The following is a 10,297-nucleotide window of genomic DNA, read 5'->3' on the forward strand; positions in this document are numbered from 1 at the left end:
AATATGAGGAGGAGCAGACCTATGATTCTGGTTATCGACAATTACGATTCCTTTACCTACAACCTGGTTCAATATCTGGGTGAATTGGGGGAGACGGTGGAAGTTCGCCGCAATGACGAGATTGATCTGGCAGGTATCGAAGCACTGGCACCGGATCATATTCTGATTTCTCCAGGTCCATGCACTCCGAATGAAGCGGGGATCAGCTTGGCAGTTATCGATCATTTCAAAGGAAGCATTCCCATCTTTGGCGTTTGTCTTGGACATCAGGCAATCGGGCAGGCGTTTGGAGGCAATGTCATTCGGGCGGATCGGATGATGCATGGCAAAACATCGGAGATGCATCACCAGGGTACATCGGTATTTACAGGGCTGCCTTCTCCGTTTACGGCAACTCGGTATCATTCATTGATCGTGGAACGCAGTAGCCTGCCGGATTGTCTGGAGATTACAGCGGAAACCGCTGAGGGAGAGATTATGGGTCTGCGTCACAAAACGTATGCGATTGAAGGGGTACAGTTCCACCCGGAATCCATTATTACAGATCATGGACACCAGATGCTTCGCAATTTCCTAGCACAGCAAAAAGCGAACGTATAATATGCAATATGCCGCGATTAACGGAGAACTGGTTGAACTGGCGTCGGCTGCGGTTCCTGTAACGGATCACGGCTTTTTGTACGGCCTTGGGCTGTTCGAGACCTTTCGAACATACCAAGGCGTACCCTACCTTCTGGAAAGGCATCTGGAGCGCATGGCTTCAGGCTGTAAAGAGTTGGGCATTCCTTTTACAGTGACTGCCGAGGAAGTCAAAGACTGGATATCCCGTCTGATGCAGGGGAACGAACTTAAGGATGCGTACGTGCGTTATACAGTATCCGCAGGTGAAGCGCCGCTTGGACTACCTTCGGGGGATTATACAGATCCCACACATATCGTACTGGCAAAATCATTACCTGCCCCCTCTCCTACTCTGTATGAAAGGGGTAAAATGTTGCAACGTCTGTCTACACCTCGTAATACACCGGAAAGCCAGATCAGATTCAAGTCGCTTCACTATATGAACAGTATCCTGGCGAAGCGTGAATTAAACATTTATGGTGGACAAGACCAGCGATTACTGAGTGCAGAAGGATTACAGCTTACGCGCGACGATTATGTTGCCGAGGGTATTGTCAGCAATATATTTTGGGTGCGGGAGAAAGTCCTCTACACCCCGTCGCTGTCAACAGGCATTCTTCCAGGGATCACTAGAGCGGTGGTGATGGAGATTGCCGCAGATCAAGGTATCGCTTGCATAGAAGTGCAGTCACCCTGGGAAGATCTGCAGCAAGCAGATGAAATATTTCTGACGGGTTCCGTAGCCGAGCTTGTACCGGTAACAACGTTGCGGGATCTGAGCGGCACAGAAACAGCGATCAGCAATGGACGGATCGGCCCGGTAACGGCAGTGTTGCTACGTATGTACCGGGAGAAAGCGGGGTATACTTCATGACACTTACACCAGTCATCTATGAACGGAAATATGAATGGGGGCCAGCTTCAATTACACTGGGCTCCCGGACGCAGATTATGGGTATTTTGAACGTCACGCCAGATTCGTTCTCAGATGGTGGGCGCTACAATAGTGTGGGGCGGGCAGTAGCCCATGCGAAACAAATGATGGAGGACGGTGCGGATCTGATTGATATTGGCGGAGAATCCACCCGTCCAGGATCAGAAGTGGTCAGCGCAGATGAGGAACTTCACCGAATTATTCCGGTGATCGAAGCTTTGCGTGCAGAGGCGCCACATATACCGATCTCCGTGGATACATACAAGGCGGATGTTGCCCGCCAAGCCATTCAGGCAGGTGCCCATATTATCAACGATGTATGGGGAGCCAAGGCTGATCCGGAGATGGCGCGAACGGCAGCCGAACTGGGCTGTCCCATTATTCTGATGCATAACCGTCAGGCGAGAGACTACAACGATTACCTGCTCGATGTTGTAGGTGATTTGCAGGACAGCATTCAGCTTGTGCTTGAAGCGGGTGTAGAGGAACATCAGATTATATTGGACCCAGGGATTGGTTTTGTGAAGGACCTCTCGGAGAACCTGGAGTTGATGTCTTCTCTTGGTCTGTTAAACGAGTTGGGGTATCCGGTGCTACTCGCTACCTCTCGCAAAAGATTCATCCAGCACACGCTGGATGTAGGTGCTGACGATACACTGGAAGGCACGGCAGCAACGGTTGCATTTGGCATTGCCCAAGGCTGCCAGTTGGTACGGGTTCATGATGTGAAGCCGATCCGGCGCACGGCGGACATGTGTGATGCAATGTTACATCGTTCTCCGGGCTTACGGAGAAGATCATAATGGAGGGCCTTCGCGGCCCCTTCATGTTGAAGCGAAGCGTTTTGATATAGAGAGTACTTGAATAGAAGGCAGGGGAACTGGATGGACAGAATGGTTTTGCACCGCATGGAGTATTACGGGTATCACGGTGTGTTTGCAGAAGAACGAAAGCTGGGTCAGCGGTATTATATTGATCTGGAGATCGATATGGATCTGGGCGAAGCTGGACGTAACGATGATCTGACCAAAACGATTAATTATGCAGAAATTCATGAACTGGTGAAACAGATCGTTGAAAATAAATCGTTCCAGTTAATTGAAGCATTGGGTGAACATATTGCATCTTCTTTACTAGACACTTATACTATTATCAATGCATTGACAGTCAAGGTGACGAAGCCGCACCCGCCATTTGATATTCATTTCGGAGGCGTAACGGTAGAGCTTCGCCGCTCAAGAAAGTGAGAACCGATCATGATTGCACATTCGACCTCTGAATCCTCAGAGGCTTATATTGCTTTAGGGGCTAATTTGGGTAATCGGGAGCAGACGCTGCTTGAAGCGTTAACGCTCCTGAATGAACATCCTCATATATCTGTGCTGCGCTGTTCTGCGTTGTATGAGACGGAGCCGGTAGGATATGTCGATCAGCCCGCGTTTTTGAATATGGCTGCTACGGTCAGCACAAGTCTGACACCGGAGCACTTGCTCGCTGAATTGCTCAGTGTTGAGAATCAACTCGGACGGGTTCGGGATATTCGCTGGGGCCCGCGTACGGTGGATCTGGACTTGCTCTGGATGCATGGAGAGACGCGAGATACCGAACTGCTTCAACTGCCGCATCCCCGTATGGGAGAGCGGGCTTTTGTACTGGTGCCGCTGTCGGACATCGTACCGCAGGACGAGGCATCAGGTCTGCATACCTTTGTACACGCATCGTTGTCTGTACTGGATGGAAAGGATGGAATACAGCGTTGGAAAACATGCAATTGGCCAACCGAATCCGGGCGTTCCGGAAGCTGAAAGGGTTAACCCAGCATGAGCTTGCAGCCGAGACAGGTATATCTTTGGCTATTCTGGGGACGATTGAACGGGGAAATCGCAAGGTGACAGTACAGGAACTGAACAAGATTGCGGGTGTGCTCGCGATTAGTATTGAGGAATTACAAGGGAAATAAAGAATGACGGACAACGAAAAACTGCGAAGAACACGGAGAACGACTCGAAGTGAGCTCCAATATATGAACACTATGAACGCAATGTACTTCAATGTACGATCAAAATGAAACTACCATAGCTCTGGAATGTTGGATACGTCCGGGCTTGGACTGGATAAAGAGGTGAGCTAGCAAACATGCTTAAGATTGGTAATATTGAAATGAAAAATCAGGTTGTTCTTGCACCCATGGCTGGTGTGTGTAATCCGGCTTTTCGCTTGATCGCCAAAGAGTTTGGTACAGGCCTTGTCTGTGCTGAGATGGTGAGTGGCAAAGCCATTGTACATGGCAACCAGCGGACACGCGAGATGTTATTTGTAGATGAACGTGAGAAACCGCTCAGTCTGCAGATTTGGGGAGGCGACCGTGAATCGCTTGTCGAGGCAGCCAGAATCGTGGATAAGGAAACGAACGCAGATATCATCGATATTAACATGGGTTGTCCTGTACCGAAGGTAACGAAGTGTGATGCAGGTGCGCGCTGGTTGCTGGACCCGAACAAAATCTATGAGATGGTATCGGCTGTTGTAGAAGCTGTTGAGAAACCAGTCACCGTTAAAATGCGGATCGGCTGGGACAACGAACACATCTATGTGGTGGAGAACGCTCTTGCCGTAGAACGCGCTGGAGGAAGTGCTGTCAGCGTGCATGGACGGACAAGAGAACAACTCTACACAGGTACAGCGGATTGGTCACACATCAAAAATGTCAAAGAAGCTGTCTCCATTCCTGTCATCGGTAATGGCGACGTATCTTCACCGGAAGATGCACGCCGTATGCTGGATGAGACCGGCTGTGACGGAGTAATGATCGGGCGTGCCGCCTTGGGTAATCCATGGATGTTATATCGCACAATCCAGTATCTGAGTTCAGGCCAGTTACCTCCTGACCCGAATGCAGAGGAGAAGATCCGTGTAGCTGTTTTGCATATGGATCGACTCATTGCACTCAAGAATGAGACCGTCGCTGTACGCGAGATGCGTAAACATCTGGCTTGGTACTTGAAGGGATTGAAGGGATCTGCCCGAATCAAGGACGTTATTATGGAAGGAACCAAGCGGGATGAGATGGTGGGCATACTGGAGAACTTTGTGGAGCAGTTGAAATTGGAAGGAAATCTGGAGTCTGAACCGGTAATTGCGGGTAATGCCTCATAATTAGGAGGCGTGTTGTAAAACGTTTACAGCCCCAGGGGATGTAACATTGACTTTTCGAGATCGTTCACCTATAATTTCTCAGTATAAATTCGCCATGTGCGTTTACTAAGTATAGTGCATCAGGAGGAATATTCTATTTCTCTGGAGAACTTCATATAGTTTTGAAGATGTATGCGGGCGGAGTTCTGTCATCAGCACTGATTCCGTTGCCGTACAATCAAATTATTCCCATGACAGGAGAATCGGTTGAGATGAGCGACAAGGAAGTTATCCTTACACCAGAAGGACTCAAAAAGCTGGAAGAAGAACTGGAAACACTAAAATCAGTGAAGCGCCGCGAAGTGGCTGAACGGATCAAAGTAGCTATCGGCTATGGTGATATCAGTGAGAACTCCGAATACGAAGATGCGAAAAATGAGCAAGCTTTTATTGAAGGACGTATCATCACACTCGAGAAGCTGTTGCGTAATGCACGAATTATCAACAGTGACGAAATCGATACCGATTCCGTAAGTGTGGGCGCAACCGTAATTGTAGAGGATTTGGAATTCGGCGATATCACAGAATATACGATTGTAGGTACAGCGGAATCCAATCCGCTTCAGAACAAAATTTCCAATGAAAGTCCTGTAGGTAAAGCTATTTTGGGCAAGAAAAAAGGTACAGTGGTTGATGTAAGTGTGCCTGCTGGCGTAATTCAATATAAAATTGTAGATATTAAAAAGCTGTAGTAACGAAGCAGTCAGGCGTAGTAGACAAAAGCTTCCTTAGGGAAGCTTTTTTCAACATTACGGACAAGCCTACACGCACAGGCTGCAATGTAAATAAGGAGATGAATACAGATCATGACGGATGAAGTCTTGAATCAGGAAACCGAACTTAGCGAGCTGTTACAGATTCGCCGCGACAAATTGGACGAGCTCCGCAACTTGGGAATCGACCCTTTTGGCCAAAAATACGTACGTACCGAAGAAGCCGGCTCCATTCTGAAGAAGTATGAAGAACTGACCAAGGAAGAGCTGGAAGAGAAGCACATCGAAGTCAGTATTGCCGGACGGATTATGGCGAAGCGGGGCATGGGTAAAGCAAGCTTTGCACATATTCAGGACCTGAGCGGCCGAATCCAGATCTATGTTCGTCAGGATAGCGTGCCAGAGGACAAGTTTACCGCATTCAGCCTGCTTGATCTAGGGGATATTGTTGGGGTAACTGGCGTTGTCTTCAAAACCAAAACAGGTGAGACTTCCGTTAAAGTAAAAGACCTGGAAGTTTTGTCGAAATCCCTTTATCCACTCCCGGATAAATACCATGGTCTGACTGACGTTGAACTGCGTTATCGCCAGCGTTATGTAGACCTGATCATGAACCCTGATGTGCAGCAGACCTTCATTATGCGTTCCAAAATCATTCAATCCATGCGTCGTTACCTCGACTCCCATGGTTATCTGGAAGTGGAGACACCAACATTGCATACAATCGCAGGTGGTGCGGCGGCTCGTCCGTTTATTACCCACCACAATGCGCTTGATATGGAACTGTACATGCGGATTGCGATTGAACTTCACTTGAAACGTCTGATCGTCGGCGGTCTGGAAAAAGTATATGAGATTGGCCGCGTATACCGGAACGAGGGCATGTCTACACGTCACAATCCGGAATTTACGATGATTGAGTTGTATGAGGCTTATGCAGATTACAAGGATATCATGGCTTTAACTGAAAATCTGGTTGCTCACATCGCACAGGAAGTATTGGGCACACAAGTTATCCAATATGGAGATCATGAAGTGAATCTCAAGCCGCAGTGGCGCCGTGTAACAATGGTGGATGCAGTCAAGGAAGTTGTCGGTGTAGACTTCTCCGTTCACATGACGGATGAGGAAGCGCACAGCTTGGCGAAACAGCATAATGTAAAAGTTGAACCACATATGACATTTGGTCACATCCTGAACGCCTTCTTCGAAGAGTTTGTTGAAGAAACGTTGATTCAGCCGACCTTCATTATGGGACATCCGCTTGAAATCTCGCCACTGGCGAAGAAAAGCGATGCAGATCCACGCTTCACGGATCGCTTTGAGTTGTTTATCGTTGGACGTGAGCATGCCAATGCCTTCACTGAGCTGAACGATCCAATCGATCAGCGTCAGCGTTTTGAAGCGCAGATGCTGGAGAAAGAGCATGGCAATGACGAGGCTCATGAGATGGATGACGACTTCATCCGTGCGCTTGAATATGGTATGCCGCCTACAGGTGGTCTGGGAATCGGTATCGATCGTCTGATCATGTTGCTGACCAATTCACCGTCCATTCGTGACGTACTGCTCTTCCCGCATATGCGTCCGCGTACACAAGAGTAAATAAGGAACGTATCTTTCGTTCATAATAGAAGAGGAACCTGCCACTTGCATTCAAGCTGGGGCAAGTTCCTCTTTGGGTTTACATAGGCAACTCATTCGGACGCGCTACAGGTCACACGTTGCTTTCATTTTTATTTTGGTCAAAAGAGGTGCCCTTCATGAAGTTCAGGCTTCACATCGCCAGGTTCATATCACCCCCGTTAATATTGGTTGGCGGTTTCTTGCTGATTATCTCGATTGGTACCGTTTTGTTGATGTTGCCGTTTTCTAATCAGAGTGGCACACATCTAGCCTTTATTGATGCTTTATTCACAGCTACATCAGCGGCATGTGTGACTGGGCTAGTTGTGGTGGATGTAGGAACAACTTTCAATTTGTTTGGTCAGATTGTCATTATGATCCTGATGCAACTTGGTGGGCTTGGTTTCATGACCATGGCCACATTGTTTGCACTTGTGCTGGGTAAACGCATATCTCTTAAAGACAGGCTGCTACTAAAAGAGGCTATTAATGCCGACAGCATGGAGGGAATTGTGCGGATTATACGCAAGGTTCTGATCTTTTCATTCACCATTGAAGGGGTAGCTGCGGTCATTCTGGCTCTACGCTGGGCAACCGAGATGCCTTTTATGCGGGCTATATACTACGGCGTATTTCATTCCGTTTCCTTGTTTAACAATGGTGGGTTTGATCTGTTTGGCAACAGTTTTCAATATTACACCGGAGACTGGATTTTTAACATCACGGCTTCGATTCTCGTGATATCTGGTGGACTTGGGTTTGTTGTGCTGAATGACCTGTTTGAATATCGCAAACGCCGCCGGTTATCTTTGCAATCGAAATTGGTGCTGTCCGTGTCAGGTGCGTTGATCGGTATAGGCGCAGTGGTGTTGTTTATTTTCGAATTCACCAACAGTCACACGCTTGGTTCACTGACTTGGAGCGAGAAGATCTATGCGTCGTTCTTCCAGTCTGTCTCAACGCGTTCTTCCGGGACAAGTACGATTGACATTACGCAGATGCGACAAGCGACTCAGTTCTTTTTTATCTTGCTCATGTTTATTGGCGCTTCTCCAGGATCGACAGGCGGGGGAATCAAAACAACCACTTTTCTAATCATGATTGGTGCTGTATATGCCATGATTCGGGGCAACAAGGACATTGTTTTTTTCCGTCAACGTGTACCTAAAGATCTGCTCATGAGAGCGCTGACGATCATTATGGTTTCCCTCAGTATCTTCATGATTGTGGTGATGCTGTTACTTACAACCGAAGATGCACCATTCCTTTCCCTCATGTTTGAGGCTGCGTCAGCTATAGGTACGGTAGGTTTGTCAGTAGGGGTGACCCATGAGATGACCGATTGGGGCAAAATTATTATTACCTTCACCATGTTTGTTGGTCGGATTGGGCCGCTAACGATCGCATACGCACTTCGTCCCCGCAAAGAAAAGAAATTGTATCGCCATCCAGAAGGCCGGATTATTATTGGATAAACCAAACAAAAAAACGCAGACATTCGATATCTACTCCCTATAAGGAAAAATGGGGTGACATTGAATGTACTGCGTTTTTTATGTTGCGCTCTTTGGGCATAGTGAGGCCAGATGTAACGAGAGGGCTTCATCCATAAGTTTGCCGTTCACCTGATCGGGTCTGAGCACCGCGTGGATTGCTAAACCATCAACCAGAGCATACAATCTTTCGATCTCCAGTTCCTGATTTAAGTCAGGCCTGAAGAGACCTAGCTTCACCAGGGAGGTAATAACGATCTCGGCAGCTCGTCTAATATCGTCATATACAGTGTCGGCCAGTTTTTTGAGCGCAGGATCCGTTTTGGATTTGGCAGTAAAAGCGTACCACACCTCCATTTCAGCCATTTTCTCATCCGTATTGGGCATTAATTCAAGCAATAGCTGTTTCATATGTTCCATCGGAGGCCCTTCAAAAGACATGTTTTGAATCCGGGCAGTCACCCGTTCCGATACAAGATTCATTGCATATAACAGAAGCTCCGATTGAGTGGAAAAATAGTGGCGCATGGATCCGACCGAAATTCCAGCTTCCTCAGCGATATTTCGAACAGAAGCTTGTTCCATACCATTTTTCCGGATAATACGCCATGCGGCCTCGGCTACGAGCACACGCTGTTTGTCATGATCTACGATTTTAGGCATGTCATTATTATAACATTATTGATTATTATGATACAAATGTGTTAAATTAAATATAGTACAGTTGTATTAAATAAAAAAGGGGGGTGCGATCGTGGTTGCTTACTTCATTATTGCGTGTGAGATTGCATTTTGGGTATTTGTTGCGGCAGGGCTAAGCGTTCGATATATGCTGGGTAAGAAGCGACTGGGTTTGGCTTTGTTCGCGGCAACACCAATTGTTGATGTTTTGTTGCTCGTAGCCACTGTAGTAGATCTCCAACGTGGAGCAAAAGCAAGTATGGTCCATGGCATAGCAGCTATCTATATTGGAGTGAGCGTTGCTTTTGGACATCAGATGATTGCTTGGGCTGATCGTTATTTCAGATACTGGTTAAGAGGGGGAGAGAATCCTAGGCGGAATAAGTTATATGGAAGAGAACATGCAAGGACCGAGCGTATAGGATGGGTGAGACATCTTTTGGCTTGGAGTATAGGGAGTGCTCTTTTGTACATTATGATATGGTGGATTGGTGATCCTGCTCGAACAGAGGCATTTTCAGGTCTGATCCGGGTATGGGCAATGGTGCTGGGGATCGACCTCATAATAAGTATTAGTTATAGCTTTTGGCCGAGAAAAGATCCTGCTAAAAATATAGGTTGATGTTCCATAAGGAGTAACCGGTGTATATAAGATGTATTACTCATTAATGCCCTATTTGCTCAGGTAGTTCAGATTGTTTTAGGGAATGATCATGATTCTTAATAAAAGTAAAAAAAACACTTGCACCGAATCTCGATACATGGTATATTCTAATTCCGGCCAAGAAAACACAGTTTACACGGTGTGGCAAGCAAATGAAAACAAGCTTCGAAAGAAACTTAAAAAAGGCTTGCAAAGTTGGTTCGGAAATGATATGATATAAAAGTTACTGGAGCGAATGAGTGAAGGTGACTGAATAAGTTTGATCTTTGAAAACTGAACAACGAGTGAGTAAACATTCTGCTTGCAGAATGACGTGAAGGTTTTTGGTACATGCCATCTGGCTGTATGAAAACCGGAACACAAATGAGAT

General features: G+C 46.9%; 12 protein-coding genes. 11 read left to right on the forward strand and 1 reads right to left on the reverse strand.

The features are described 5' to 3' along the window. The first annotated feature begins 21 nt into the window (after positions 1 to 21). The 10 genes from pabA (at position 22) to Q9R46_RS26805 (ending at position 8,564) form a co-directional block, all read left to right on the forward strand. Positions 22 to 600 carry an aminodeoxychorismate/anthranilate synthase component II gene (gene pabA, locus Q9R46_RS26760; RefSeq protein WP_145336421.1) on the forward strand — a complete coding sequence of 193 codons (579 nt, stop codon included), beginning with the start codon at positions 22 to 24 and terminating at the stop codon, positions 598 to 600. Between the two features lies 1 nt (position 601). Next, entirely contained in the window at positions 602 to 1,495 is an 894-nt protein-coding gene (locus tag Q9R46_RS26765; protein ID WP_311282420.1) for an aminotransferase class IV, read from the forward strand. Then, the gene (folP, locus tag Q9R46_RS26770) at positions 1,492 to 2,358 is read left to right on the forward strand and encodes a dihydropteroate synthase (RefSeq protein WP_311282421.1); all 867 of its coding nucleotides are present in this window, start codon (positions 1,492 to 1,494) and stop codon (positions 2,356 to 2,358) included. The genes Q9R46_RS26765 and folP overlap by 4 nt, the downstream gene beginning before the upstream one ends. 81 nt (positions 2,359 to 2,439) lie before the next feature. Continuing rightward, the gene (gene folB, locus Q9R46_RS26775; protein ID WP_090924638.1) at positions 2,440 to 2,802 is read left to right on the forward strand and encodes a dihydroneopterin aldolase; all 363 of its coding nucleotides are present in this window, start codon (positions 2,440 to 2,442) and stop codon (positions 2,800 to 2,802) included. Positions 2,803 to 2,811: 9 nt separating this feature from the next. After that, entirely contained in the window at positions 2,812 to 3,360 is a 549-nt protein-coding gene (gene folK / locus Q9R46_RS26780) for a 2-amino-4-hydroxy-6-hydroxymethyldihydropteridine diphosphokinase (RefSeq protein ID WP_145415411.1), read from the forward strand. After that, positions 3,312 to 3,515, forward strand: coding sequence for a helix-turn-helix domain-containing protein (locus Q9R46_RS26785; RefSeq protein ID WP_186331904.1), 204 nt, complete (start codon positions 3,312 to 3,314; stop codon positions 3,513 to 3,515). Before folK ends, Q9R46_RS26785 begins: the two co-directional genes overlap by 49 nt. A gap of 176 nt (positions 3,516 to 3,691) precedes the next feature. Next, positions 3,692 to 4,711, forward strand: a complete 1,020-nt coding sequence (gene dusB / locus Q9R46_RS26790; RefSeq protein ID WP_311282422.1) for a tRNA dihydrouridine synthase DusB — start codon at positions 3,692 to 3,694, stop codon at positions 4,709 to 4,711. Positions 4,712 to 4,962: 251 nt separating this feature from the next. Then, positions 4,963 to 5,442 (forward strand): transcription elongation factor GreA, encoded by a 480-nt coding sequence (gene greA / locus Q9R46_RS26795; protein WP_145336444.1) that lies wholly within the window; start codon positions 4,963 to 4,965, stop codon positions 5,440 to 5,442. 114 nt (positions 5,443 to 5,556) lie between these two features. Then, positions 5,557 to 7,068, forward strand: coding sequence for a lysine--tRNA ligase (lysS, locus tag Q9R46_RS26800; protein WP_311282423.1), 1,512 nt, complete (start codon positions 5,557 to 5,559; stop codon positions 7,066 to 7,068). Between the two features lie 158 nt (positions 7,069 to 7,226). Further along, positions 7,227 to 8,564: a TrkH family potassium uptake protein gene (locus Q9R46_RS26805; RefSeq protein ID WP_311282424.1), complete on the forward strand. Its 1,338-nt coding sequence runs from the start codon at positions 7,227 to 7,229 to the stop codon at positions 8,562 to 8,564. 78 nt (positions 8,565 to 8,642) lie between these two features. On the opposite strand, the gene Q9R46_RS26810 is transcribed toward Q9R46_RS26805, so the two are convergent. Then, complete coding sequence (locus Q9R46_RS26810; protein ID WP_311282425.1) at positions 8,643 to 9,245, reverse strand: TetR/AcrR family transcriptional regulator; 603 nt, start codon at positions 9,243 to 9,245, stop codon at positions 8,643 to 8,645. Between the two features lie 91 nt (positions 9,246 to 9,336). Here Q9R46_RS26810 and Q9R46_RS26815 point away from each other — a divergent pair, with 91 nt between their 5' ends. Further along, on the forward strand, positions 9,337 to 9,885 hold the full coding sequence (locus tag Q9R46_RS26815; RefSeq protein WP_311282426.1) for a hypothetical protein: 549 nt from the start codon (positions 9,337 to 9,339) through the stop codon (positions 9,883 to 9,885). Positions 9,886 to 10,297: the final 412 nt, after the last annotated feature.

The organism is Paenibacillus sp. RRE4, assembly GCF_031844205.1.
Taxonomy (GTDB): domain Bacteria; phylum Bacillota; class Bacilli; order Paenibacillales; family Paenibacillaceae; genus Paenibacillus; species Paenibacillus xylanexedens_B.

Excerpts from the sequence above, each read along its gene's own strand:
- pabA (WP_145336421.1), top strand. The coding sequence starts at position 22 with ATGATTCTGGTTATCGACAATTACGATTCCTTTACCTACAACCTGGTT.
- Q9R46_RS26765 (WP_311282420.1), top strand. The coding sequence starts at position 602 with ATGCAATATGCCGCGATTAACGGAGAACTGGTTGAACTGGCGTCGGCT.
- folP (WP_311282421.1), top strand. The coding sequence starts at position 1,492 with ATGACACTTACACCAGTCATCTATGAACGGAAATATGAATGGGGGCCA.
- folB (WP_090924638.1), top strand. The coding sequence starts at position 2,440 with ATGGACAGAATGGTTTTGCACCGCATGGAGTATTACGGGTATCACGGT.
- folK (WP_145415411.1), top strand. The coding sequence starts at position 2,812 with ATGATTGCACATTCGACCTCTGAATCCTCAGAGGCTTATATTGCTTTA.
- dusB (WP_311282422.1), top strand. The coding sequence starts at position 3,692 with ATGCTTAAGATTGGTAATATTGAAATGAAAAATCAGGTTGTTCTTGCA.
- greA (WP_145336444.1), top strand. The coding sequence starts at position 4,963 with ATGAGCGACAAGGAAGTTATCCTTACACCAGAAGGACTCAAAAAGCTG.
- lysS (WP_311282423.1), top strand. The coding sequence starts at position 5,557 with ATGACGGATGAAGTCTTGAATCAGGAAACCGAACTTAGCGAGCTGTTA.
- Q9R46_RS26805 (WP_311282424.1), top strand. The coding sequence starts at position 7,227 with ATGAAGTTCAGGCTTCACATCGCCAGGTTCATATCACCCCCGTTAATA.
- Q9R46_RS26810 (WP_311282425.1), bottom strand. The coding sequence starts at position 9,245 with ATGCCTAAAATCGTAGATCATGACAAACAGCGTGTGCTCGTAGCCGAG.